We start from the raw sequence: 24,816 nt of genomic DNA, 5'->3' as shown, positions 1-24,816 counted from the left end.
GGGTGGGATGGGCGGTGTGGGGTGGAGGCATGGGCACGGGGGCAAGCCCCAAGATTCCTCGGGCCGGCCCTGGCGGCAGCAGCGACTCAGTGCCGCGAAGGCGGCTCGGGCACCTTGGCCCCGGCCTTGCGGGCCCGGGACAGGCCGATCGCGATGGCCTGCTTGGGATCGGTGAACTTCTTGCCGCTGCGCCCGCTCTTGAGCTGGCCGCGCTTTTCCTCGTGCAGGGCCTTGGCCACTTCCTGATGGGCCTTCTTTCCATACCTGGCCATCGTGGGCTCCCGGGCGCTGTCCGCTGCGCCCCGGTCTGTTGCGGGCAATCGCGGTGCCGGGGCACAGCGTTTGCCCGCCTGGCTCCACTGACCACCCATCAAGGACGCTCCATGCCCAGCCGCAAGACTCCGTCTCAACCCCCGTCTCCCGTGACCGCCGCGCCGGCCCGGGCGCGCCGCGCCGCCACCAAGCCCCCCGTGGCAGCGCCGCTGCCGCCGCAGGCGCTGGGCTCGGCCATGAGCACCTTGTCGGGCCCCTCGCAACCCGATCTGGATCCGGGGGCCGCCCAGGCGGCCCAGACCGAGGCTCAGGTTCGTCTGACGCGGCGCGCGGCCGGCGCGCAGGCCTTGGCCAAGGCCATGCCGGCCAACCCGCTGAAGGCCGCCGAGCATGGCCGCGGCCATGCCGACGAACCGCTGCCCGGGGTCCCGATCGCGGCGCCGGACGACGAGACCACGGCCAGCACGGTCAGCGAGGACCAGGCCTCGCACAAGGTCGGCGACGGCCTGCTGGAGAGCGGCTACAACGCCACCAACGAATCGCTGGACCGGGTCCGCGTCGATTCCAGCGGCCAGGCGCTGTCCACCAACCAGGGCGTGCGCATCGCCGACAACCAGAATTCGCTCAAGGCCGGGCTGCGCGGCCCCTCGCTGCTGGAGGACTTCATCCTGCGCGAGAAGATCACCCATTTCGACCATGAGCGCATCCCCGAGCGCGTGGTCCATGCCCGCGGCTCGGGGGCCCATGGCTACTTCGAGTGCTTCGACCCGCTGGCGGATCTGACCCTGGCCGCCCCCTTTGCGACCGCGGGCAAGCGCACGCCGGTCTTCGTGCGCTTCTCCACCGTGGCCGGCGAACGCGGCTCGGCCGACACCGTGCGCGACGTGCGCGGTTTCGCGGTCAAGTTCTACAGCGAGGACGGCAACTGGGACCTGGTGGGCAACAACATCCCGGTCTTCTTCATCCAGGACGCGATGAAGTTCCCCGACCTCGTGCACGCGCTCAAACCCGAGCCTCACCACGCGATGCCGCAGGCCTCCAGCGCGCACGACACCTTCTGGGACTTCGTGTCGCTGATGCCGGAGTCGACCCACATGCTGATGTGGGTGATGTCCGACCGCGCGATCCCGCGCAGCTACCGCATGATGCAGGGCTTTGGCGTGCACAGCTTCCGCCTGGTCAATGCGCAGGGTGAGTCGCGGCTGTGCAAGTTCCACTGGACGCCGGTGGCGGGCACGCATTCGCTGCTGTGGGACGAGGCGGTGAAGATCGCCGGCGCCGACCCGGACTTCCACCGCCGCGACCTCTGGGAAGCGATCGAGGCGGGACTGCATCCCGAGTGGGAGCTGGGCCTGCAGGTCTTCAGCGACAGCGAGGCCGAGCAGTTCAGCTTCGACGTGCTGGACCCGACCAAGATCGTGCCCGAGGAGCTGGTGCCGCTGCGCCCGGTGGGCCGGCTGGTGCTGACGCGCAACCCGGACAATTTCTTCGCCGAGACCGAGCAGGTCGCATTCTGTGCCGCGCACATCATCCCGGGCATCGACTTCAGCAGCGACCCGCTGCTGCAGGGCCGCATCCATTCCTATGTCGACACCCAGCTGACGCGGCTGGGCGGCCCCAACTTCCATGAAATCCCGATCAACACCCCCATCGCGCAGGTGCACAACAACCAGCGCGACGGTTTGCACCGCCAGGCCATCGCGCGCGGACGCGTCGCCTACGAGCCCAATTCGCTGGGCGGCGGCTGCCCGTTCCAGGCCGGCCGCGCCGGTTTCATCAGCTTTCCCGAACCGGTCCACGGCGAAAAGCTGCGCGCCAAGCCGGAGCGCTTTGCCGAGCATTTCGCGCAGGCCCGGCTGTTCTGGAACAGCCAGACCGCGGTCGAGCAGGCGCACATCATCGCCGCCTTCCGCTTCGAGCTGACGCGGGTGCAGGTGCCGGCCATCCGGGAACGCATGGTCTCGCTGCTGGCGAGCGTGGACCGCCAGCTGGCCGATGCCGTGGCCCAGGGCCTGGGGCTGCCGCCGCCCGCGGCGCAGCCGCCGGTGCTGCCTCAGCTGGCGCCGCCGGAACCGGAACTGCAGGCCTCGGCCGGGTTGTCGCTGATGGCCCGTCCCGGCGAGCCCAGCGTGGCCGGCCGCCGCATCGCGCTGCTGGTGCACGACGGCGTGGACAGCGCCAGCCTGCGCGCCGTCCACGCCGCCTTGCTGGCGGCCGGCGCGGTGCCGCGCTTCGTGGGCCCGCAGCTGGGCGAGGTGCAGCCGGGCGCCGGCGGCGAGGCCCTGCAGGTGGAGGTGACGATGGAGGCCGCGCCCTCCGTGCTGTGGGACGCGGTGGTGCTGCCCGACCTGCGGCCGCCGCCGGCCACCGGCGGTGGCACCGGCCTGGCCGAGCCGGCGCTGGCGCGTCTGCCGGCGGCGGTGGACTTCGTCAAGGACCAGTTCCGCCACTGCAAGCCCATGCTGCTGCTGGGCCCCTGCGTCGAACTGCTGCGCGCCGCCGGCCTGCCCGAGTCCCTGCTGGATGGCGACCCCGAGCGCGGCGTCTTCCGCTGCGAGGCCCCGATGGACCCTGCCCTGCTGACCGATGCCGACACCGTCAGCGCCTTCATCGCCGGGCTGGCGCGGCACCGCTACTTCAACCGCGAGCACTGAGCACGGGTTCAGGCCTCACCACGACCCGGCTCCGCTTCGCGGAACCGGGCCGTGGCCCGGTCAACCGAGCTCAGGCATCGCGCTGGCGTTCGGCCTCCGCCGCCTCTTCATCGCCTTCGTCGTCTTCCTGGGCCTGGCCGGTGTCCTCGCCGGCCAGCCGGTACTGCTGCAGCAGTTCCTGGCGCCGCTCGTGCATGGCCTGGACGAGTGCCGGCCAGTCCATGTCGGTGCGGCTCAGCTGCGGGAAGATCTCCTTTTCTTCCTCCTTGATGTGGTGCAGGGTGTACTCGCCCAGCACGGTGAAGCTGGCCGCGTACTTGGGGTCCTGCGGGTCGAGCTGCAGCAACTGCTCGATCAGGCTGCGCGCGCTGGCGTGTTCCACCTCGGCCTCTTCGATCAGCGACTCTTCGTCGATGCACTCGCGGGCGGCGGGGTAGAACACCTCCTCCTCCAGCGACGCATGAATCATCAGTGCCACGCAGGTGGCCCGCACCAGCGCCTGCGCCTCGTCGGGCCGGGCGTCACGGTCCATGCGTTCGAAGGCCCGGAACACCTTCTTCATGCGCTTGTGGTCTTCGATCAACAGACCCAGCACCTCCTCGCGCGCCTGTTCGCTGTCGCGGCGACTTTCGCTGCGTGAACGGCTGCTGGCGTGGTGCTGGCTGCTGCGGGCGTGGGACTGGCTTTGCGGCATATCGGTCTCCTGGATGGGGGCTAGGCCGCGCGGAATACGCGGACAGGACCTCATGACGGCAAGTGCCATGCCCTGGCGGCCGCACGCGGACCGGGTCAAGGCACCGGCGCGCCGGCGCGCCCGGCGGCGGCCTGGGGCGGCAGCGGGCAAGGGTCGGGAAAGCACAGCACAAACGCGGCGACCTCGCCCTGGCCATCGAGCCGCGTCTCCAACCGGCCGCCCTGCAGCGCGACGAGCTCGGCGGCCATCTCCAGCCCGGCGTGGCCACGCCGGCCGGCCTCGGCGGGCCGCCGTGGCCCGCCCTCCTCCAGGCCCAACACCAATTGCTGCGGCGACGCCGTGGGGTCGGGCTGCGTCGTCATCGACAGCCACAGCTCGCCACGCGCGCGCGTCAGGCGCAGCACCAGCGCGGCGCCGCCGGCGCAGCGCTGCAGCAGATGGGTCATCAGGCGCAGCAGCACCGCGCGCAGCCGTTCCGGATCGGCCCGGATCAGGCGCAGCCCGGGGTCGCGCTGCAGCATCAGCGACACGCCGGCCGGCCGGGCCAGCGCGTCCAGGGTGGCGACCACCTCGTCCAGCAGACGCGGCAGCCGGAACAGGCGCAGCGCCGGACGCAGCCGTCCGCTCATCAGCAGCTGGCCGTCCAGCAGCTCGCCGATCAACCCGGACTGCGCCCGCACATTGCGCTCGATGGTGTCCAGGGCCTGGCGCTGCAGCGGCCTGGCGTTCAGGGTCTGCCTGAGCACCCGGCTCCACACCAGCACGGCATGCAGCAGCCCGCGCAGTTCATGCGCCAGCTGCGCATGCCAGCCCGGGTCCAGCAGCAGGCGCGCCGTGCGCCAGGCGTGCAGCTCGGAGATGTCCTCGGCCATGCCGCAACGGCGCCAGGCGCCGCTGTGCGGGTCGCGCCACAGGTAGCGACGGTCGCGAATCCAGCCCACGTGCAGGTCTGGCCCAACCATGCGGTATTCGCGCACGGCCTGCGCCGGCTGGGCCAGCGGCTCGGCGAAAAAGGGCCGCGGCAAGCGGTCGGCGTCCGAAGGCAGCACCGCATGGTTCCATTGCATGGGCTCGGCCAGCAGCACCTCGGCGCGCAGGCCCAGCAGGGTCTCGACCGATGGGCTGACGTAGAGCAGCCGCTGCCGGGTCGGGTCCGCGCACCAGAACACCTCGCGCCGGGGGCCGCCACAGGTCTGAGGGGCCGGCCCCGGCCATGCCGGGGCGTGATCCGCCGGGTGATCCGCCGGGTGGGCGGACGGGCCGGTCGCTCGGGGGGCGTTCGCGGTCTCGAGGGGGTTCACGAGGGCTTGCTGCTGACGGGGGGGTGCCGCGGTCAGGCAAGCGGGATGCCGGGCCGCCGCGGCCCGTCCCGGGCGCGCCGCTTGCCAAGCCAGGCGCATGTCGGCCGTCCCGCCCCCCGCCCACCCTTCCGGCTTGCCGCTGTCGCCCCAGTCGCCCGCCCCCGGTGGCGGGCGACAGGACCCGGCCGCGATCGCCGGCGTGAGCGCCGAGCTGCCGCCGCGGCGCATGGTGGCGGCGGTGATCCATGATGTGGCGCCGCCGACCTGGCGCGATTGTCAGCGCCTGGTCGAAGCCTTGGAGCGGCTGGGGCTGGCCCCGTTGAGCCTGCTGGCCGTGCCGCGCTACCACGGCGCCGCGCGCAGCCCAGCCTTCGAGCGCTGGCTGGTGCAGCGCGCGCAGGCCGGCGACGAGGTTCTGCTGCATGGCTATGAGCACCGCGACCCCAGTCCCTTGCGGGGGCCCTGGCAGCGCCTGCAACGGCGCATCTACACCCGAGGCGAAGGCGAGTTTGCCGCGCTCACGCGATGGGAGGCGCAGACCCGGCTGCAGGCCGGCCGGGCCTGGCTGGACGCGCTGGGCCTGCGGCCGGCCGGCTTCGTCGCGCCGGCCTGGTTGCTCAGCCGTGGCAGTTGGCAGGCGCTGGTGGACCAGCCCCTTCTGTACACCTGCACCCTGCGCCAGGTGGTGCTGCTGCCTCAGGGTCCGACGCTGCGCTGCCAGGCCCAGGTCTGGAGCACACGCAGCCGCTGGCGGCGAACCGCCTCCGCCTGGTGGAACGCGGCGCTGCTGCAGGCCCAGGCGACCCATCCACTGCTGCGGCTGGAGCTGCATCCCGGCGACGCGCGCCATGGCGGGACGCTGCAGTCCTGGCGTCGCGTCGCGGAAACCGCCCTTGCCCAGCAGCGCCAGCCCGTGGTGCTGGCCGCGGTCGCGCAGTTGCTGGCCCATTGCAGCCTCCGGCCGCTGCCGCTCGACCCCCTGCCCTGATCACGGCGCCGCCGACGCCGCACGTCGATCTCAGGCGCCCAGGCTGCGCAGCACGGCCAGCGCCGCGCCGCCGCCCAGCAGCCCCAGCAGCGCCGCCGCCAGCACATCGCTCGGAAAGTGCAGGCCCAACACCATGCGCGACAGCGCGACCGCCGCGCTGAAGGGCCACAGCAGCCAGCCCCACAACGGATCCTGTGCCGTCAGCACGGTGCTGAAGGCCACCGCATGCAGCGTGTGCCCGCTGGGAAAGCTGTGCCGGTCCAGCTGCGGTGCGCAGGCGCGCACGCCCTCGCAGCACTCGAAGGGACGCGGACGCGCGACGCGCTGCTTCAGCCAGCGCACCAGCACCACGTGCAGCACGCCCATGACCGCCATCACCGCCGCGACCCGCGAGCCCTGGGGACCGCCCAGCCAGGGCAGCGACAGGATCAGCACGCCCCACAGCAGCCCGTCGCCGGCGCGGCTGGCCAGGCACAGCGACGCGCAGATCCACGGCTGCCGGGCGCCGCGGTGCAGCGCGAGCAGGCAGGCGTGGTCGTGGTGCCGCCAGGCGGGGGGGAAGCGGACGAGGGCTTTGGGCATGTCAGTTCAGGGCATGGCGTTGGGGTTGATTGAGTTTGAGTGGGTTTGAGTGGGTTGGGTTGGGTGGATTGCTGGGGGCGCCGGGTTCCGGCCTGGCGGCCGGGTCACTTTCTTCTGGGGGCCCAGAAGAAAGTAACCAAAGAAGAGGGCCTGAAATGCGATTTGACCGAGGCCTGCGCTGGACAGCCAGTATTGGCCCGACCACCACCCGGGCGACTCCACCACTCAGGTTGTAAGTCGCTCGCCGGGTACGGCTCGACTCCACATCGGGCCTCATGCCAAGGCTCATGCAGGGCCTCGTGCAGGTCTCGTACCGAGTCTCTTGGCAATGCGGGCGGCTGGATGCCGCCCGCATTGGCGCCCCCTGGGGGGCAGCCCAGCGGACCCGCTGGGCTCGGGGGGTGTTTGGGGGCTGAGCGCTGGGCCGCCCCAAGCCGGCCCAGCTGGCGATGTGCGAGCGGGGCCAGCCCCGCCGCCTTCATCGCCGACCCCTCGGGGGGCCGCCCAGCGTACCGGCTGGGCGAGGGGCACGGTCTATGGCCGCCATCCTCGCGCGTATGCGCTGCGCTTCCAGCACCTGGGACAGCGCGGCCTCGAAGTGGCCGAGCACGGTGGGCCAGGACTGCTGTTGCGCCGCCAGGCGCGCGCGGCGGCGCAGTTCGTCCAGGGTCTGCGGCGGCGCGATGAAGCGCACCGCCTCGTCGACAAAGGCGGTCTCGTCGCCAGGAGGCGCGAGAAAGCCGTTGACGCCCGACGCGATCAGGTCGCCCGCGGCCGCGATGTCGAAGGCCAGCACGGCCAGTCCGGAGGCCATGGCCTCCAGCGTCACGTTGCCAAAGGTGTCGGACTGGCTGGGAAAGAGAAAGACGTCGGCGCTGGCATAGCAGCGCGACAGCGCCTCGCCACGCTGCACGCCCATGAAGCGCACGCCCGGGAAGCGGCGTTGCAGCGCCGCGCGCTGCGGGCCGTCGCCCACCACCACCATGCGGATGTCGGGCCGCAGATGGCGCAGCGCGGCATGGGTGCGCAAGGCCAGGCCCACGTTCTTCTCCGCAGCAAGGCGGCCGACATAGAGCAGCACCGGCGCCTCCCGGGCCTGCCATTCGCGGCGCAGTTCTTCGCTGCGCCAGCGCGGGGAGAACTGCTCCGCGTCCACGCCGCGCCCCAGTCGCTGCAGGCGCAGAAAGCCGGCCTCCGCGAGTTCGCGCTGCACCGAGCGCGTCGGCACGAAGGTGCGCTGGGTCAGGTTGTGCAGGCGCCTCAGGCCCCCCTGCAGCGCCGGCGCGAGCAGGCCCAGGCCGTAGTAGCGGCTGTATTGATGGAAGTTGGTGCGAAAGTCGGAACTGAGGCCCAGCCCCAGACGGCGCGCCGCATGCACCGCCGCCCAGGCCAGCGGCCCCGGCGTGGCGACATGGACCAGCTGGGCGCGCTGCTCGCGCAGCCGTCGCTGCAGGACCGCGCTGGTGGCCATGCCGAAACGCAGGTCGGGATAGACCGGGATCGGACAGCCCGCACTCAGCCATTGCCACGGCCCCGCCGGCCCCGTCGCCTCGTGGCGCTGGGCCGGCCGCAGCAGGTCCAGCTCATGGCCCTGCTCGCGCAGATGGGTCACGGTCCGTTCGACGCCCAGTGCGACGCCGTTGAGCTCGGGCGGATAGGTCTCGGTGACATAGGCGATGCGCACGGGCGGTTCCTCGGGGGCGATGGTGGTGTGTCCGCGCAGCAGGCAAACGGCGGACCAGCCACGGCCCTTGCGGCGCCTGCCCCGTCGGTGTCAGATCGCCCCGACGCTGCCCGTCACCGGCAGGACCACGCCGGTGATGTAGCCCGAGCACACCGGCGCGGCCAGGAAGACATAGGCCGGCGACAGCTCCTCCGGCTGGGCCGGCCGCTTCATGTCGGTGTGCTTGCCGAATTCCGCCACCTGATCGGCCGGCGCGTCGGCCGGATTCAGCGGCGTCCACACCGGCCCGGGCGCGACCGCGTTGACGCGGATGCCGCGCGGCAGCAGGTTCTGCGCCAGCGCCTTGGTGAAGGCGTGGATGGCCCCCTTGGTGGCCGAATAGTCGAGCAGCTGGGCGTTGCCCCGCAAGCCGGTGGACGAGCCGGTGTTGATGATGCAGCTGCCCTCCTTCAGATGCGGCAGCGCGGCGCGCGCCATCCGCACATAGCCGAACACATTGGTGCGGAAGCAGAGCTCCAGCCGCTCGTCGCTGATGTCGCCCAGCGTGTGGGCATGTTGCTGGAAGGCGGCGTTGTTGACCAACACATCCAGCCCTCCCAGCGTGTCAACACAGCGTTGCACCGCCTCTTCGCAGAACGAGGGTTCCTGCACATCGCCGGCGACGACCAGGCAGCGCCGGCCTTCAGCCTCCACATGCTGGCGCGTCTCTTCGGCGTCGTCGCGGCTGCTGAGGTGGACGATGCACACGTCGGCGCCTTCGCGCGCGAACAGCACCGCCACCGCGCGGCCGATGCCCGAATCGCCGCCGGTGATCAAGGCCACGCGGCCTTCCAGCTTGCCGCTGCCGCGATAGGCCTCGGCCATGAAGCGCGGCGGCAGGTCCAGCTCGGATTCGCGGCCGGATTTCTGCAGATGCTGGGCCGGCATCTGCGTGGGCTGCTCGACGGCGCCGGCCTGTACCGGCGGGTGCTCCTTGTCCGTCGCAGGGGACTGGGCATCGCGGCCGTCCTGCTCGCGCTGGATGCGGCGTTGCTGCTCGACGGTGTCATGCACCGCCGGAGCGGCCGACGGGCCGTCGTCGCGCGCGCCGGAGGCTGGGGAATCGGAATCGCTGGAAGGCATGAAGGGCTCCTGAAATGTCGGGGGGACCGGGAAGGCGCCGGGCGGCTGCCTGGCTGACCCTCGGCGCGGCAAACCGCGGACCGGGCCCGCCGATTGCAGAGGACCCGGCACCCGTCAGGAGAAGCGCATGCCCTACGCCCACATCACCCCGCCCATTCCGCCCGAGATGCCCCCCGTGCCCCCGCCGCCGCATGGCCCCCAGCGTTCGCCCGACCCCTTGCCGCCGGAGATCCAGGAGCCCGATCCGATCGAAATGCCCCCGCCGATGCGCGAACCGCCGCATATGCCGCCCCCGGTGGCTTGGTGCCGGGCCGCCGCGGGGACGCGGCGCCGGGCCGGGCCTGGTCGCTGCGGCAGGAATTACCGGTGGTGCTAGCAAACCGGGGGAACGGCATTTGCTGACACCGGGCATTGCCGTCGTCCGGACAAGGAACTCCATGCCGCTTTCGCCCTCTTCCATGCTGCGCCGCGTCGCCGTGCATGGCTTCTTTTCCAGCCTGGTATCGGGCCTGCTTCTGCTGCTGCGCGGGCGCAAGGATGTCGGCAGCGCGGCCGCGCCGGTGAACGCGGTGAGCCACTGGCTGTGGCCTCATACCGCCCTGCATGCCGATGCGCCGAGCCTGAGGCACACCTTGACCGGCGCGGTCGTGCACTATGGCGCGTCCATGTTCTGGGGCCTGTGCTACGACGCCCTGCGCCGCCGCCGGGCCCGGCCCACGACCGCCAATGCGCTGGGTGACGCCGTGGCCGTCAGCGCGGCCGCGGCCGTCGTGGATCTGGTGCTGGTGCCGCCGCGACTGCGGCCAGGCTTCGAGCGCCGGCTCAGGCCACGCAGCCTGTGCATGGTCTATGGCGGCTTTGCGCTGGGACTGGCGCTGGGCGGGTTGCTGGCACCGACGCGCCCGCGCCCGCCGGGGGCCTGGCAGCCCCGCCGCGACCCCGCCGGCACGGACGCCGGGTTGTCCAGCGATTCCCCCAACGCCGCTGAGCGCCTGGCCGCCAGCGGACGTGCCACGCTGGCACGCGCGCCGGGCGACTGGTTCGGCTCCTCGTCCCAGCACGGTGAACGCGCACGCGGCCCGGGCTGGCAGGACTTCTTCCGGGGCGCCTGAGCCCGCCCCACGGAGCGCGACCCCATGAAAACCGACAAACGCCGCGGACCGCTGCTGGCCGCCGGATTCCTGCTCGGCGCCGGCCTGGGCGGATCCGCCGACGGCATCTTCTTCCACCAGATCATGCAGACCCACCAGATGCTGTCCGGCTGGCTGCCGCCCAGCAATCTGCTGGACATCAAGGTCAACCAGTTCATCGACGGACTGTTCCACCTGTTCACCTGGACCCTGACGCTGCTGGGCGTGGCCCTGCTCTACGCCGCCGGGCGGGGGCCGCAGCGCTGGTGGTCGGGGCGCAGTCTGCTGGGCGCCGGTCTGCTGGGCTGGGGGCTGTTCAATGTGCTGGAAGGCCTGGTGAACCACCACATGCTGGGCCTGCACCATGTGATCGACCAGGCCCCGGATCCGCGCATTCCCGACGCGATCTACCTGGGCGTGGGCCTGCTGATGATGGGACTGGGTCTGCTGCTGATCCGCCGCGCCGGACGCCCATCGCCGGCGGACGCGCGGTGATGAAAAGCTTCCAACTCCAGCTGCGCTTTCTGCTGCCCCTCCTCGTCACGCTGGCCCTGGCGGCCCTGGTGGCGCTGCCGCTGATGGACCGCATGACCGAGCGCTGGTTCGCCCGGGACCTGAACAACCGCGGGCTGCTGCTCACGCGCACGCTGGCGGCCGCGCTGGACCAGTCCGACGACGCCAACCGGCTGACCCAGCTGCGCGCGCTGCTGGAGCGCGTGGTGCAGGACGAGCGCCTGGTCGCGATCGCGCTGTGCTCGCCTGATGGCGAACGCGTGCTGGCCACGCGCGGCTACCCCTCCAGCCTGGGCTGCGCACAGGCGGCGCAGCAGGCGCAGCGCAGCGCGCCGCGGCTGACGCTGGCCACCGGCGCGGTGCATGTGGGCGTCTATCCGGTCAACCCGGAGCAGCAGCCCGGCGACCGTCTGGTGCTGCTGCAGGACCTCAGCTTCACCGAAAGGCGCAGCGAGGACACGCAACGCTACCTGCTCGCCTTCATGACGCTGCTGGGGCTGGCGGTGGCCGGCATCACGATGGCGGTGGCGCAGATCAGCTGGCGGGGCTGGGTCTCCGGTATGCGCGCCATCCTGCGCGGCGAGGGCATTCTTCGCCCTCTGGTGCAGGCACCGGAGCTGCAGCCGCTGGCGCTGGAAGTGCGCGAGCGCCTGCGCGACCTGGAGGACGAGTTCTACCGCGAGCGAGGCCCGCTGACCGAATGGGACCCCGAACGCCTGCGCCAGTTGCTCAAGACCCAGCTGCGGGGCGATCAGGTGATCATCGTCTCCAACCGCGAGCCCTACATCCACCAGCACGGGCCGGACGGCATCGTCGTGCGGCGACCGGCCAGCGGCCTGGTCACCGCGGTGGAGCCGGTGATGCGGGCCTGTTCCGGTACCTGGATCGCCCATGGCAGCGGCGACGCGGACCGCGAGGTCGTGGACGCGCAGGACTGTGTGGCCGTGCCGCCGGACAGCGGCGAATACCGGCTGCGCCGCATCTGGCTCAGCGACGAGGAGGAGCAGGGCTACTACTACGGCTTTGCCAACGAAGGCCTCTGGCCGCTGTGCCACGTGGCCCATGTGCGGCCGGTCTTCCGCGAGAGCGACTGGGCCTGCTATCGCGCGGTGAACCAACGCTTTGCCGACGCGGTGGTGGCCGAGGCGCGCGGCGAAGACCCAGTGGTGATGGTGCAGGACTACCACTTCGCGCTGCTGCCCGCGATGGTGCGCCAGCGCCTGCCCAAGGCCACCATCCTCACCTTCTGGCACATCCCCTGGCCCAACCCCGAGTCCTTCGGCATCTGCCCCTGGCGGCGCGAATTGCTGCAAGGCCTGCTGGGCAGCACCATCCTGGGCTTCCACACCCGCTTCCACTGCAAGAACTTCCTGGAAACCGTGGACCGTTTCCTGGAAGCGCGCATCGAGCATGAACACTCCACCATCTCCTACCGTGGTGCGCAGACGCTGATCGAAAGCTATCCCATCTCCATCGCCTGGCCCAGCGAGGCACAGCAGGCCGCCTGGCCGCCCCCGGCCGAGGCGCGGCGCGCGGTGCTGGAGCGGCTGCAGCTGCCGCGCGACACGGTGCTGGCGGTGGGCGTGGACCGCTTCGACTACACCAAGGGCATCCTGGAGCGCCTGCATGCGGTGGAGCGTCTGCTGGAGAAGCGGCCGCAATGGCAGGGATCGTTCGTACTCGTCCAGGTGGCGGCGCCGACGCGCAGCGTGCTGGAGGAATACCGGGACTTCCAGCACCGCATCCAACGCGTGGCCGAGCGCATCAACCGTCGCTTCGGCGCCGGGCGCTACCAGCCCGTCGTGTTGCTCGCCGAGCAGCACGACAGCGTGGCGGTGAACGAGCTCTACCGCGCCGCCGACATCTGCGTGGTGACCAGCCTGCACGATGGCATGAACCTCGTTTGCAAGGAATTCATCGCGGCCCGCGACGACGAGCGCGGTGTGCTGATCCTGAGCCGCTTTGCCGGCGCCGCGCGCGAGCTGACCGAGGCGCTGATCGTCAACCCCTACCACGTCGAGGAGACCGCCGACGCGCTGCACCGCGCCGCGTTGATGCCCGAGGCCGAGCAGCGCGAGCGCATGGCCAGCCTGCGCATGACCGTGCGCGAATTCAACGTCTACCGCTGGGCCGGCCGCATGCTCGCCGACGCCGGCCGCTGGCGCCTGCGCCAGCGCATCGTGGCGCGGGTGCAGCGGCAGCGCGAGGCGCCCGAGACCGTAGCGTGAGTGGCCTGGGCCCCTCGCCCAGCGGGTACGCTGGGCGGTCCCCCGAGGGGACGGCGATGCTCGCGGGGCTGGCCCCGCTCGCACATCGCCATCTGGGCCGGCTTGGGGCGGCCCGGCGCTCGGCCCCCAAACACCCCCCAAGCCCAGCGGGTCCGCTGGGCTGCCCCCCAGGGGGCGCCAATGCAGGCGGCATCCAGCCGCCCGCATCGGCAGGAGACCCAGCAGGAGACCTGGCACGAGGCCCGTCATGAGGCCCTGCATGAGCCTTGGCATGAGGCCCGATGTGGAGTCGAGCCGTACCCGGCGAGCGACTCAAGGCCTGAGCGGTGGAGTCGTCCGGGTGGTGGTCGGGCCCGTACTTTCTGCCCAGCGCAGGCCTCGGTCAAATCGCATTTCAGGCCCTCTTCTTTGGTTACTTTCTTCTGGGCCCCCAGAAGAAAGTGACCCGGCCGGCCAGGCCGGAACCGGCCCTCCAGACAACAAACCCAACCAACGCCAAACCAAAACCTAAACCACAAAGCCCAAAGCCCCCCTCCCCATGCCCCCCCTCCCTCTCTTCACCCCCGCCGGCCACGCCGCCCTCCAAGCCACCCTCCTCGCCCGTCCGGTGCTCGGCCTGGACTTCGACGGCACCTTGGCACCCATCGTCGCCGACCCGGCGCAGGCGCAGATCTCGGCGGACCTGGGCGCGTTGCTGCGCACGCTGGCCGACCGCCTGCCCATCGCGGTGATCAGCGGGCGCAGCGTCGCCGATCTGCGAGGTCGGCTGCCGTTCACGCCGGCACACCTGATCGGCAACCACGGCGCGGAGGACGCGCAGCAAGGCCTGCCCGCCGGCATCGTCCGCACGCTGGACGCGCTGCGCCCGTTGCTGCGGGAGGAGGCCCAGGCCTGGGCCCGGCTCGGCGTGCAGCTGGAGGACAAGGGCGCCTCCATCGCGCTGCACTACCGCCGCAGCCACGATCCGGACGCCGCGCGCGACGCGCTGCTGCGGCGCCTGTCCGGCGCGGCACGGCGCGAAGACATCCTCGTCCAGCAGGGCAAGAAGGTGATCAACCTGCTGCCGGCGCGCGCGCCGGACAAGGCCCAGGCATTGCGCCGCGTCGTCGCGCTGCATGACAGCGACGCCGCCATCTATGTCGGCGATGACCTCAACGACGAACCGGTGTTCGAGCAAGCCGACCCGCAGTGGCTCACGGTCTGCGTCGCGCCGGGCGAACGCGCCACCGCCGCGCGCTTCTTCGTGGCCACGCAGCCGGACGTGCGCGTGTTGCTGGAGCGCATGCTCGTGGCGCTAGGTTGAGGGCGGCTCGGCCGACACGGCCGCTTCCTCCACCAGGCGCAGCCGCGGCAGCGCCTGCGGATATGCCGTGCGGATGTGCGCGATCAGCGCCTCGCGCAGCTCACAGCGCAGGTCGAAGTTGCGGCCGGAATCGCGCGAGCTGACCAGCACGCGCAGTTGCATGGCCTGCTGCGTGCTGTCGGTGACCTGGACCGAGCAGACGCGCCCGTCCCAGTGCGGCGACGCCTCGCACAGCTCGCGCACGCGCTGACGCAGGGGCGCGACCGGCAACAGGTAGTCCACCCACAGCATCACGGTGCCGAGGATGGAGGAACTGGTGCGCGTCCAGTTCTCGAACGGGTTCTCGATGAACCACTGCAGCGGGATGATCAGCCGCCGCTCGTCCCAGAGCTTCAGCACCACATAGGTGGACGTGATCTCCTCCACCCGCCCCCACTCGCCCTTCACGATCAGCACGTCGTCCAGCCGCAGCGGCTGGGCCAGCGCGAGCTGCAGCCCGGCGATCAGATTGCCGAACACCGGCCGCGCCGCGACGCCCACCACCAGCCCGACCAGGCCGGCGGAGGCCAGCAGGCTGGCGCCCAGCTGGCGCGCACGCGGAAACGTCATCAGGATGAAGGCCAGCCCGGTCAGCAGCACCGCGCTGCTGGCGATACGCGCCAGCACGCGCGCCTGGGTCTGGATGCGGCGCGCATTGAGGTTGTCGGCCACGTCGGCCGGATGCAGCAGCGTCATGCCTAGCACCACGCCCCGCACCGCGGCCAGGGCCACCGCGGTCAGCGCCGCGATCGACAGAACGCCCAGCAGGTGCTGCACCGACGCGATGCCCATCACCGTATCGGGCACGCCCTGAGACAACAGGGTCAGCGCCAGCAAGGGCATGGCCACGCGCAGCGGCCGGTCCATCTGCTCCAGCATCGCGGTGGCCAGGCGCGAGAAGCGCACCACGCGCAGCACCACCGGCCGCAGCAGGCGATGGACGAGCAACTCCGCCGACACGACCACCGCAGCGCCCAGCAGCAGCTGGGCCCAGACCACCAAATCCACGCCCAGTGCCAAGCCCCACTCCCGGATCGTCTGCCAGAGCATGAGGCGCACCAGGGCAATCCGGGCTCCCACCGATCCGCCGCGGGACGCACGCACACCGTTTGCCGGATGGACTTGTCTGTCCACTTTGATCAAGGAGTTTCACCATGAAGCTATCCACCCCCGCCCGCTGTTTCCACGTGCTGTCGCCGCTGGTCGCGGCGCTGATGGCCGTCGCCGGCAGCTCGGCCTGGGCGCAGGCCCAGGATCAGGCCTCCCCGGCCTCTGCGGCGCAGCGCGGTGCCACGCCGGCCTCCACGGCCACCGGGGCCAGCAGCCTGTCGCGCGCCGATCACGACTTCGTGCTCAAGGCTTCGATGGGCGGGCAGATGGAGGTCGAGCTGGGTCGTCTGGCCCAGGACCGGGCGCAGAACGACGAGGTGAAGCGCTTCGCGGCACGCATGGTGACCGACCACGGCCGCGTCAACGACGAACTGCGGACGCTGGCCGCGACCAAGGGGCTGGCCCTGCCCGCCTCGGGGGACGGGGACGCCGCGCCGGGCACCGGCAAGCGTGACGCCGCAGCGCGCAACGACGCGGGTTCTCCGCAGCGCGAGCTGCAGCGGCTGCAAGCGGTGAGCAGCGCCAACTTCGACCGCGAATACATGAAGGCCATGGTCAGCCAACACAAGACCGATGTCGCGCTGTTCCAGAAGGCCGGGGCCTCGGCGCAGGACGCCGAACTGAAGGCTTTCGCGCAGCGCACCTTGCCGGCGCTGCAGGAGCACCTGCAGATGGCACGCAGCCTCAACGACCGGATCGCCACCAACCCGCGTTCAGGCAGCGGCCACGGTGGCGCAAGCGCGGCCAGCCAGCCCTCCCGATGAGCCGGCCCTCACGGGCCTCACCCTGAGCCAGAAAGGCGAAGAATCATGGACAAGGTTTCCGATCTGATGACGCGCGGCGTGCGCACGCTGACCCCCGAGGACACCATGCTGCAGGCCGCGCAAGCCATGGAGGCGCTGGATGTGGGCAGCCTGCCGGTCTGCGACGACGATCGTCTGGTCGGCATGGTGACCGACCGCGATCTCGTGCTGCGCGGCATCGCGCAGGGCTACACGCCCGAGAACACGCGCCTGGACGGCCTGATCACGCGTCAGGTGCAGTGCTGCCACGAGGACGATGCGGTCGATGAGGTGCTGCAGCAGATGCGCGACGCCGGCATACGGCGCATGCCCGTGCTGGATCGCGACGAGCGTCTGGTGGGCATCCTGACGCTGGGCGACGTGGCGGCCAAGACGGAGTCGCCGCAGGCGGGCGAAGCGCTGGCGGAGATCTCCCAGCCGGCCCGGCCGGACCGCTCGGGCCAATCGCGCGCCAGCGGCACCGCCGGAGGCGGCACGGCCGAGGACCCTTCGCAGCAGCTCAGCTCCTGAGCCCGGCCCGCGCGGGCCCCGCGCACAGGCACGTGGCTTGCCGGAAGCTGGAGCCCTTAACTTTGGAGTTCTCCATGCAAGAACAAGCCCTTCGGACCCGCGGTCGTACGGTCGGCGTCTCTGTGCTGCTGAGCGCCTTGCTCGCGGCGGCCGGCCTTCCCGCCGTCGCGCAGACCAGCCCCTCGGGCAGCGGCACCAGCGCCCAGTCCCAGGCGGCCGCGGCCCGCGATGCGCGGGTCAGCCAGCTCATCGGCAAGGAAGTGCGCAACCCGCAAGGCGAAAAACTCGGCGAGATCAACGACCTGATCGTTGACGTGAACAACGAGGTCATCCACTACGCCATCCTCTCCTTCGGCGGCGTGATGGGCCTGGGCGACAAGCTGTTCGCCTACCCGCTGTCCGTCTTCCGTCATGCCTCGGACCGCGACGAGCTGGTGCTGGACGTGGACAAGGAACGTCTGAAGCGCGCCCCGGGCTTCGAGCGCAACCGCTGGCCCGACTGGTCCTCGTCCGACTACACGGCCTCGGTCGAACGCCATTTCGGCCCCACCAGCCGCATCGCGCCGCGCAAGAACCAGCATCTGCTGCGCGCCAGCGAACTGATCGGCAAGAACGTGGACGACCAGGCCGGCAAGGACGCTGGCGAGATCAACGACATCGTCGTCTCCATGGCCAATTCGCGCGTGCGCTATGTCGTGCTCGAGTTCGACAAGGCCTGGAGCCTCAAGGACCGTTTGTTCCCCTTGCCGATGAAGTCCCTGCGCTTCCCCGCCGAACGCCGCGCCGACCTGGTGCTGCTGATGCCGCGCGAGCAGCTGGACACCAAGCAAGGCTTCGACAAGAAGCAGTGGCCGGATGTGAACGATCCCAACTTCAGGAAGTAAAGCCCCCGCCCAAGGCGTCCCTTGGGCGATCCCCGCAGGAAGCGGAAAAGCAGGCGGGCCATGCCCGCCTGCTTTGTCTTTTGCACCCGCCCAAACCTCCCCAGTGGCAGGCAGCGGACAGCGAGCCGATGCAAGAGGCCCGATGTGGAGTCGAGCCGTACTCGGCGAGCGACTTACATCCTGAGTGGTGGAGCCGCACGGGTGGTGGTCGGGCCGGCACTCAGTGCGAAGCGCGGGGCTCGGTCAAATCGCATGTCAGGCCCTCCTTTTGGTGACTTTTCCTGGGCCAGCAGGAAAAGTTACCCGGCTGCCGGGCCGGGACCCGGCGGGCTCTGCGCCCCGCGCAAAGGCGCACCAGCGCAGAGAGCACAACGGCGCCCCCTCTCCACCCACCTGCCCTCACGGCCCCACCGGACTCGCCGGACTCGCCGGCGGCTGCGGCGCCGGCGTGGTCTGGGGCGAATCGGGGGCGTTGCGGTTGGTCGCCGCCGGGTCGCTGGCGCGCCGCTCGCAGGCAGACAGGGTGATCAGCGCCACGGCGCACAGCAGCGCCGCGCCCAACCGTCGGGAAGCATGTCGTGAAGTCATCGGAAGCTCCTCTGATGGAGTGAAGAAAAATCGGAAAACAAGGGGCATGCCCCTCTTCGCCGACCTGCAGAGGCAAGTCGTGTTCCCTCACTCGGATCGCGCCGCGCAGGCCCCCGGTTTGCCGCCCTCCTCACACCCAGACCGGTTGCAAGGAGAGGGACATGGCCACATCGTCACCGCATCTGCCGCCCAAGGTCGGCAAGACCGACGTCAACGAGGTCCTGGACAAGGGCCCCATCGCCCCCGGTTCGCCCCCCGAGGCCGCCGACGCCGACCTGGCCCTGCCCCATGAGCGCGATGAATCCGCCGGGGCGGATTCCACGGGCCAGATGGGCGAGGACGCGGCCGCCGTCGCTCAGCGCGAGGTGATGAAGCAAGCGGCCGCCGATCTGGCCAGCGGCCAGGTGGACACCGATCTGCACACCACACCGGGACTGGACGCCCAGCAGCGCCACAAGCTGCTGGGCAACGCGCCGGGCAGTGGTAGCCGGTCACCCCGCCGGAGCGACGACGACGATGATGATGGCCACGACGATCAGACCTGACCCCTGGGCGTCAGCCGTGCTGGCGTCGTCGTTCCACCGATTCGATCTTCAGCATCTGCCGATACTTCGTGACGGTGCGCCGCGCCACCACCAGGCCCTGGCGGGACAGCTGGCGGGTGATCTCGGCGTCGGACAGGGGCTGCTCGGGTTTTTCGGCGTCGATGATGTCCTTGATCAGCCCGCGTATCGCGGTGCCCGAGCACGCGCTGCCATTGCTGCTGACGATGGCGCGCGAGAAGAAGTACTTCAGCTCGTACACCCCGGTGGGCGTCGCCAGGTATTTGTTGTTGGTCACGCGCGAGACGGTGGACTCATGGATGCCCACCTCGTCGGCAATTTCCTTCAGGCCCAGTGGCTTCATCGCCATCGCGCCGAACTCCAGAAAGTGGCGCTGGCGCCGCACGATGGCGGCGGCGACGTCCAGGATGGTGGAGAAGCGCTGCTCGATGTTGCGCAGGGTCCAGCGCGCCTCCTGCAGATGGTTGGCCATCTCACCATGGCCGCTGCCGCGATGGCGCTGGAACAGCTCGGCATAGACCTGGTTCATGCGCACCCGGGGGATCACCGCCGGATTGAGTTGCACCCGCCATTGCCCGCGCACCTTGGTGGTCAGCACGTCCGGCACGATGTAGGCGGCCTGGGTGGTCTCGAAGCGCCAGCCCGGCCGCGGGTCCAGGCGGCGCAGGCGCAGGCACACGGCCTCGGCCTCGGCCGCCGTCACGCCCAGTTGCAGGGCCAGGCCCTGCATGTCGCGCGCCGCGAGCAGATGGATGTGCTCGCTGACGATGCGTTGGGCCAGCGCGCGCGTCTTCTCGCAGTCGATGCCCGGCAACTGCAGCAGCAGGCACTCGGCCACGGTGCGCGCCCCGACGCCGGGCGGGTCCAGCGCCTGCACGCGCTTCAATGCGATCTGCATCTCCACCGCCTCGGGCGCCGGGTCCAGGCCGGCCAGCGGCGCCAGCTCCTCCAAGGGGGTGCGCAGATAACCGTCGTCGTCGACCGACTCGGCCACGATGGTGGCCAGCAGCAGATCGCGCTGCGGCAGCCGCAGCACGTTGAGCTGGCTGCGCAGATGGTCGCGCAGGCAGGTCTGCACCGGCGTCATGTCCAGTGCGCTGAGCTCGCCATCCTCGGCGCGGCGCACACCGGCGCCCCCATCGGTGCGCCACAGCTCGCGGTCGTCCGGCAGCAGAGGTTCGAGGGTCGACGGCAGTTCAGCGGGCTCGGCCGGCGCCCCCTCGCCCCCCAGTTGCGTGACCGCGGGCGCCCCTTCCTCGCCGGCCTCGGCGGCCTCGAGAAAGGGATTGCGTCCCGCCATGTCATGGACCATGGCACTGAAGTCCAGCGAGGACATCTGCAACAGCCTGACCGCATGCTGCAGGCGCGGCGACAAGGCCTGTGTCTGTCGGTGTTCGGTGCGAAGTTCCAGGGCTCCCAATTTGATAACTCCTCGTGTCGTGTGCAGGAGCGCCCAGCGCCCGCGTGCGTCAAGCGCAGCCGGCACCGGGCGTCGAACCGGCCGCACGGTCTCCGGTTCCCGACACGGCCGCGCAACAGGGTGCGCGCAGCCGTCGGCGCTGTGCTGTCTGCAAGTTGTGTGCCGAACTCCGGCGCGCGCGCCCTGTCGTCTCGCCGGCAACCCGCACCGACGCCCGGCAGGATCGCGCCGCCGCTGAAATCGCAACAGGCTGTAGCGGGATTCTTTGGTCCGGTATGCGCACGGGTGCACCCCTGTTCCCGCCCGGGTCTGCGTGGAATCTCCCGCGGCCGGCAGGGCTTGCCGCAAAAACAGCTGCCCCGTGATCGCCCCCCGGCCGCCGGCGGGCACGTGGTTTGCCCAGACAGCGCGCGGGATGGACCCGCGCCCCGAAACAACTTCCGGAGATAAGACATGAAAAAGGTTCTCGTCGCCTCGATGATGGCGCTGGCCGCCCTGAGCATGCAGGGATGCGCCGTCACCAGCGGTCAGAGTTCGGTGGGCGAGTATGTTGACGACGCGACCATCACGACGCGCGTGAAGGCACGCATGGCCGAGGATCCGACCGTCGCCGCGATGCGCATCAATGTGGAGACGCTCAAGGGCACGGTGCAGCTGTCCGGCTTTGCGACCAGCCAGACCGAGAAGGATCGCGCGGCGGACATCGCCTCCAAGGTGCCGGACGTGAAGAGCGTCCGCAACAACATCGTCATCCGTCCTCCCGAGAAGTAAGAAGGACGGCGACCCGAGGTCGGCGCTTTCATCTTGCCACCCAGGGATGCTCCGCGCGTCGCCCTGCTCAACGCATGGGCGCTGCGCGGTCTCTTTCTGATCGCGCTGGTTTTCTTTCTGCGCGAAGCCCGCGCGCTCCTCATTCCTGTGGTGATGGCTCTGTTGCTGACCTTTGTGTTGACGCCCGCCGTCCGTCTGCTGCGCCGCCACGGCATCCGCGAGGCCGTGGGCGCGGCCCTGCTGGTGAGCGCGCTGCTGGGCAGCAGCATCCCGGTCGTGGCCCTGCTCGCCGAACCGGCCGCGCAGTGGTGGGACCGCGCGCCCAGCACGGTCGCCGCGGTGCTGGCGCGCATTGATCGCTGGCGCGCCGACCTGCCGGTGCTGGGCCCGGCCTCCGGCACACGGCGCAACGCCAGCGCGGAGGGCAGCGATCCGGTGAAGGCCAGGTTGGCCAGCGAAGGCATCGCGCTCACCGGCTCGCTGCTTGGAGAAAGCGCGCGCTTCACGCTGTCCGCCGTCGCCACGGTGATCCTGCTCTACCTGCTGCTGGCCTCCGAACACTGGATGCTGGCGCGCTGCATCGAGGTTCTGCCACCGCGCCCGCGCCTGCGCGCGCTGGTGCTGGCCGGGCTGCGCGCGGCGCAGCGCGACATCGGCCGCTACCTAATGGCGCTGGCCCTGGTGAACCTGGGCGTGGGCCTGGTGACCACGCTGGCGATGGCCTGGCTGGGGCTGCCCAGCCCGGGGTTGTGGGGCATGGTCGCGGCGCTGCTCAACTTCATGCCCTACATCGGGCCGGTGCTGACGATGACCGCGCTGGCCCTGGCCGCGACCATGGCCGGAGCCACCGGTCTGGAAGCGCTGATGCCGCCCTTGGCCTACCTCGCCATCCACGCTTTCGAGAGCAACATCGTCAGTCCCTGGTTCATCGGGCGACGCCTGGCCATGAACCCGCTCTCGGTCTTTCTGTCGGTGCTAGTCTGGGGTTGGTTGTGGGGCGTGGCCGGCGCGGTCATCGCCGTACCGCTGCTGATTGGGCTGCGCAGCCTCAGCCGGCGCAACCGCAAACTGCACGTGATGGCGCTGTATCTGGAGGGCAGCGCCCGTCCGGCCCTGAGTCTGGGCAGCCTGCTGCGATGCGGCCGCACGCAGCCCTAGGACTGGGGCGTCGTGATCGTGACGATGAACTCCTCCGCTGACGGAAGCCGGGTGATGGCGCAACGGGACCCTCTGAAAAGCAACCGGGGACGCCTGCCGCTCCTCAGGCTGGGCTGGCCGGGACACAGCGCGCGCAGGCCGGGCGAAGGGGGGCGGCGGCCGCCTCCGATGACGCTGTCGATACGCACGCGGCTGATGCTGCTGGTGCTGGCCGTCCTGCTGCCCGGCATGGTCGCGGCGCTGTGGGTCGCCTGGCAGGCCTGGCAGGACGGCAGCGACCTGCTGGTGCGCCACATGCGCGACAACGCGCGCGCGCTGTCCATGGTGGTGGACCGCGAACTGGCGCAGCGCGCCACCATCGCGCGCGTGCTGTCGCTGTCGCGCATGTTGGACAGCGCCCCCGAGGTTGACCCCGGCCAGCTCTTGCTGCTGGAGGCACAGGCGCGCCGCGCGATGCAGGGGCTGGACGGCTGGGTGACGCTGAACACGCAGGAATTCGAGATGTTCAGCACCCGCGACCAGCCCCGCCCAGGCGGCCCGCTGCGCCTGATGCGCCCTCGCCCGCCGGGATCGCCGCCGCTGTTGGACCGGCCCATGATCGGGGGCCTGGAATCCGATCCCACCGGCGGCCCCATGCGCGCCGCCATCGTGCAACCGGTCGAGCGCGGCGGACGTACGCTGGCCAATTTCCTGGTCACGATTCTTCCGCAGGAATTGCAGCAGATCATCGACCACCAGGGCCTGCCGGCGGATTGGACCGCCGCCGTGGTCGACGGACGCGGCACCGTGGTCGCGCGCTCGCCCGGTGGGCTGCGCCACAGCGGCCGCAGCATCTCGCCCCAGCTGGCGGCGATGATGCAGCGCTACGACGAGGCGCTGTTCCAGGGCGAAAACCTGGACGGCCAACCGGTGATGGCCTACTTCAGCACCTCGCCGCAGGGCTGGACCTTCATCATCACCGTGCCCCGGGAGCTGCTGTCGGGCGGGCAAATGCGCGCACTGACGCCGGTGCTAATGGGCGCGCTGGTGCTGCTGATGCTGGGGCTGGCCGGCGCGTTGTGGGTCGGCCTGCGCATCACGCGGCCGCTGGACGATCTCACGTCGATGGCCCAGGCGCTGCAGTCGGGCCGCCAGGTCCAGTCGCAGCCCACCGGCATCGACGAATGCGACCACGTGGCGCGCGCGCTGGCCAGCGCCAGCGATTCGGTGCACCGCGCGCGCATCGAGCTGGAGCAGCGCGTCAACGACGCGGTCGAACGCACCCGCGAGGCCGAGCAGCTGAGCTCGCGCAGCCAGCGCATCGCCGCGCTGGGCCGGCTCACCGGCGGCGTCGCGCATGATTTCAACAACCTGCTGGGCGTCATCAGCAACAGCGCGCACCTGATCCAGCGCCACACCAGCAACGAGACCCTGCAGGTGCCCATCGGCGCCATCCTGCGTTCGGTCGAGGTCGGCAGCCGCCTGACCCAGCACCTGCTGCGCTTCGCCGGCCGCCAGCCGGTGCGGCCGCAGGCGCTGGACCTGGTCAGCACCTTGCAGGATCTGCGCGAGCTGCTCACGACGGTGCTGGGCAAGCGCGTGGAGCTGACCCTGGAGCTGCAGCCCGCCACGCGCATGGTCACCGTCGACCCCGCCGAGCTGGAGCTGGCGCTGATCAACATCGCGTTGAACGCGCGCGACGCGATCAACGGCACGGGCCGCGTGCGCATCGAGGTCCGCGACGCGCTCGCCCAGGAGACCGAGGGCCTGGCCCGGGGCGACTATGCGCTGATTGCGGTGACGGACAACGGCCCCGGGATACCCGAGGACATGTTGCCGCGCGTGTTCGAGCCCTTCTTCACCAGCAAGCCCATGGGCAAGGCCACCGGGCTGGGGCTCAGCCAGGTGATGGGCTTTTGCGTGCAGGCCGGCGGCAGCGCCCGCATCGCCAGCCCGCCGGGCGGCGGGACCACGGTGACCCTGCTGCTGCCAGCGCGCGGCAGCGCGGCCGGCCCAACGCCCGCCGCCAGCGCGCCTGACCTCAGCGCGCTGGCCGGCGTGCGCGTGCTGCTGGTCGAAGACAACGAGGATCTGAGCCGGGTCACCGCGACCCTGCTGCGCTCCTTTTCCTGCCAGGTGATCTGCGCCTACGACGCCGATGACGCGCTGCGCCGCTTCGGCACCGGCGCCGGCATCGACGTGGTGCTGTCCGACGTGATGATGCCCGGCGCCATGGACGGCGCCACGCTGGTGCGCGCGCTGCGCGCGCTGCGGCCGGGGCTGCCGGCGGTGCTCATCAGCGGCTACAGCGCGGCGCTGACGGACGAGCCCTCCTTCATCGTGCTGCGCAAGCCCTGCTCGCCGGCTCAGCTGCTGGACGGGCTGCGTCGGGCGATGGCCGGCCAGGGGCCGGTTCCCGCGCCGACACCCCGTCCTGCCCGCGGCGCGGACACCTGAGCACCCAGGCCTCAGAGCGGGTTCGACCGGGTATGCCGTTTGCTGAGGAGGAGTGAGCGCGC

Annotated in this window: 22 protein-coding genes; 13 read left to right on the top strand and 9 right to left on the bottom strand. The window is 70.9% G+C overall.

Annotated features, from left to right (window positions below):
- Positions 1-86: 86 nt before the first annotated feature.
- Positions 87-272 (bottom strand): DUF6496 domain-containing protein, encoded by a 186-nt coding sequence (locus tag LZ017_RS15385; RefSeq protein WP_241397776.1) that lies wholly within the window; start codon positions 270-272, stop codon positions 87-89.
- Between the two features lie 237 nt (positions 273-509).
- Here LZ017_RS15385 and LZ017_RS15380 point away from each other — a divergent pair, with 237 nt between their 5' ends.
- Positions 510-2,927, top strand: a complete 2,418-nt coding sequence (locus tag LZ017_RS15380; protein ID WP_241397960.1) for a catalase — start codon at positions 510-512, stop codon at positions 2,925-2,927.
- A gap of 70 nt (positions 2,928-2,997) precedes the next feature.
- Here LZ017_RS15380 and LZ017_RS15375 read toward each other — a convergent pair whose 3' ends face one another.
- Both LZ017_RS15375 and LZ017_RS15370 read right to left on the bottom strand, forming a co-directional pair.
- Positions 2,998-3,621, bottom strand: coding sequence for a hemerythrin domain-containing protein (locus tag LZ017_RS15375; RefSeq protein ID WP_241397775.1), 624 nt, complete (start codon positions 3,619-3,621; stop codon positions 2,998-3,000).
- A 95-nt stretch (positions 3,622-3,716) separates the two neighbouring features.
- The gene (locus LZ017_RS15370; protein ID WP_241397774.1) at positions 3,717-4,790 is read right to left on the bottom strand and encodes a HAMP domain-containing sensor histidine kinase; all 1,074 of its coding nucleotides are present in this window, start codon (positions 4,788-4,790) and stop codon (positions 3,717-3,719) included.
- A gap of 265 nt (positions 4,791-5,055) precedes the next feature.
- On the opposite strand from LZ017_RS15370, the gene LZ017_RS15365 reads away from it, so the two are divergent.
- On the top strand, positions 5,056-5,910 hold the full coding sequence (locus LZ017_RS15365) for a DUF2334 domain-containing protein (RefSeq protein ID WP_241397773.1): 855 nt from the start codon (positions 5,056-5,058) through the stop codon (positions 5,908-5,910).
- A 30-nt stretch (positions 5,911-5,940) separates the two neighbouring features.
- Here the strand turns inward: LZ017_RS15365 and LZ017_RS15360 are convergent, their stop codons facing one another.
- From LZ017_RS15360 to LZ017_RS15350, 3 genes are all read right to left on the bottom strand, one after another.
- Positions 5,941-6,492, bottom strand: a complete 552-nt coding sequence (locus LZ017_RS15360; protein ID WP_241397772.1) for a phosphatase PAP2 family protein — start codon at positions 6,490-6,492, stop codon at positions 5,941-5,943.
- Between the two features lie 478 nt (positions 6,493-6,970).
- Positions 6,971-8,176 carry a glycosyltransferase family 1 protein gene (locus tag LZ017_RS15355; protein ID WP_241397771.1) on the bottom strand — a complete coding sequence of 402 codons (1,206 nt, stop codon included), beginning with the start codon at positions 8,174-8,176 and terminating at the stop codon, positions 6,971-6,973.
- A 90-nt stretch (positions 8,177-8,266) separates the two neighbouring features.
- On the bottom strand, positions 8,267-9,298 hold the full coding sequence (locus tag LZ017_RS15350; protein ID WP_241397770.1) for an SDR family oxidoreductase: 1,032 nt from the start codon (positions 9,296-9,298) through the stop codon (positions 8,267-8,269).
- Between the two features lie 437 nt (positions 9,299-9,735).
- Between LZ017_RS15350 and LZ017_RS15340 the strand changes: the two genes are divergently transcribed.
- The 4 genes from LZ017_RS15340 to otsB all read left to right on the top strand — a co-directional run bounded on the left by LZ017_RS15340 (position 9,736) and on the right by otsB (position 14,472).
- Positions 9,736-10,410: a hypothetical protein gene (locus LZ017_RS15340; RefSeq protein ID WP_241397769.1), complete on the top strand. Its 675-nt coding sequence runs from the start codon at positions 9,736-9,738 to the stop codon at positions 10,408-10,410.
- Between the two features lie 24 nt (positions 10,411-10,434).
- Positions 10,435-10,923: a DUF2243 domain-containing protein gene (locus LZ017_RS15335; RefSeq protein WP_241397768.1), complete on the top strand. Its 489-nt coding sequence runs from the start codon at positions 10,435-10,437 to the stop codon at positions 10,921-10,923.
- Positions 10,923-13,169, top strand: coding sequence for a trehalose-6-phosphate synthase (locus tag LZ017_RS15330; RefSeq protein ID WP_241397767.1), 2,247 nt, complete (start codon positions 10,923-10,925; stop codon positions 13,167-13,169). The genes LZ017_RS15335 and LZ017_RS15330 overlap by 1 nt, the downstream gene beginning before the upstream one ends.
- A gap of 538 nt (positions 13,170-13,707) precedes the next feature.
- Positions 13,708-14,472, top strand: coding sequence for a trehalose-phosphatase (otsB, locus tag LZ017_RS15325; RefSeq protein ID WP_241397766.1), 765 nt, complete (start codon positions 13,708-13,710; stop codon positions 14,470-14,472).
- On the opposite strand, the gene LZ017_RS15320 is transcribed toward otsB, so the two are convergent.
- Positions 14,464-15,561, bottom strand: coding sequence for a mechanosensitive ion channel family protein (locus LZ017_RS15320; protein ID WP_241397765.1), 1,098 nt, complete (start codon positions 15,559-15,561; stop codon positions 14,464-14,466). The genes otsB and LZ017_RS15320 overlap by 9 nt on opposite strands.
- Positions 15,562-15,665: 104 nt before the next feature.
- On the opposite strand from LZ017_RS15320, the gene LZ017_RS15315 reads away from it, so the two are divergent.
- From LZ017_RS15315 to LZ017_RS15305, 3 genes are all read left to right on the top strand, one after another.
- Positions 15,666-16,385, top strand: a complete 720-nt coding sequence (locus tag LZ017_RS15315) for a DUF4142 domain-containing protein (RefSeq protein WP_241397764.1) — start codon at positions 15,666-15,668, stop codon at positions 16,383-16,385.
- Between the two features lie 45 nt (positions 16,386-16,430).
- Positions 16,431-16,934: a CBS domain-containing protein gene (locus LZ017_RS15310; protein ID WP_241397763.1), complete on the top strand. Its 504-nt coding sequence runs from the start codon at positions 16,431-16,433 to the stop codon at positions 16,932-16,934.
- 74 nt (positions 16,935-17,008) lie between these two features.
- Positions 17,009-17,818, top strand: a complete 810-nt coding sequence (locus LZ017_RS15305) for a PRC-barrel domain-containing protein (protein WP_241397762.1) — start codon at positions 17,009-17,011, stop codon at positions 17,816-17,818.
- A gap of 399 nt (positions 17,819-18,217) precedes the next feature.
- Here LZ017_RS15305 and LZ017_RS15300 read toward each other — a convergent pair whose 3' ends face one another.
- Positions 18,218-18,406: a hypothetical protein gene (locus LZ017_RS15300; protein WP_241397761.1), complete on the bottom strand. Its 189-nt coding sequence runs from the start codon at positions 18,404-18,406 to the stop codon at positions 18,218-18,220.
- 161 nt (positions 18,407-18,567) lie between these two features.
- Between LZ017_RS15300 and LZ017_RS15295 the strand changes: the two genes are divergently transcribed.
- Positions 18,568-18,951, top strand: coding sequence for a hypothetical protein (locus LZ017_RS15295; protein ID WP_241397760.1), 384 nt, complete (start codon positions 18,568-18,570; stop codon positions 18,949-18,951).
- 10 nt (positions 18,952-18,961) lie between these two features.
- Here the strand turns inward: LZ017_RS15295 and rpoN are convergent, their stop codons facing one another.
- Positions 18,962-20,389: an RNA polymerase factor sigma-54 gene (gene rpoN / locus LZ017_RS15290; RefSeq protein WP_241397759.1), complete on the bottom strand. Its 1,428-nt coding sequence runs from the start codon at positions 20,387-20,389 to the stop codon at positions 18,962-18,964.
- A gap of 453 nt (positions 20,390-20,842) precedes the next feature.
- Here rpoN and LZ017_RS15285 point away from each other — a divergent pair, with 453 nt between their 5' ends.
- The 3 genes from LZ017_RS15285 (at position 20,843) to LZ017_RS15275 (ending at position 24,754) form a co-directional block, all read left to right on the top strand.
- Positions 20,843-21,160, top strand: coding sequence for a BON domain-containing protein (locus LZ017_RS15285; RefSeq protein ID WP_241397758.1), 318 nt, complete (start codon positions 20,843-20,845; stop codon positions 21,158-21,160).
- A 33-nt stretch (positions 21,161-21,193) separates the two neighbouring features.
- Positions 21,194-22,318, top strand: coding sequence for an AI-2E family transporter (locus LZ017_RS15280; protein ID WP_277604721.1), 1,125 nt, complete (start codon positions 21,194-21,196; stop codon positions 22,316-22,318).
- Between the two features lie 168 nt (positions 22,319-22,486).
- Positions 22,487-24,754 carry an ATP-binding protein gene (locus LZ017_RS15275; protein ID WP_241397756.1) on the top strand — a complete coding sequence of 756 codons (2,268 nt, stop codon included), beginning with the start codon at positions 22,487-22,489 and terminating at the stop codon, positions 24,752-24,754.
- Positions 24,755-24,816 lie beyond the last annotated feature (62 nt).

Source organism: Pelomonas sp. CA6 (assembly GCF_022549225.1).
Lineage (GTDB): Bacteria > Pseudomonadota > Gammaproteobacteria > Burkholderiales > Burkholderiaceae_C > Roseateles.
Note: the sequence above shows the minus strand (reverse complement) of the source record. Positions and strands in the feature narration are given on the sequence as shown.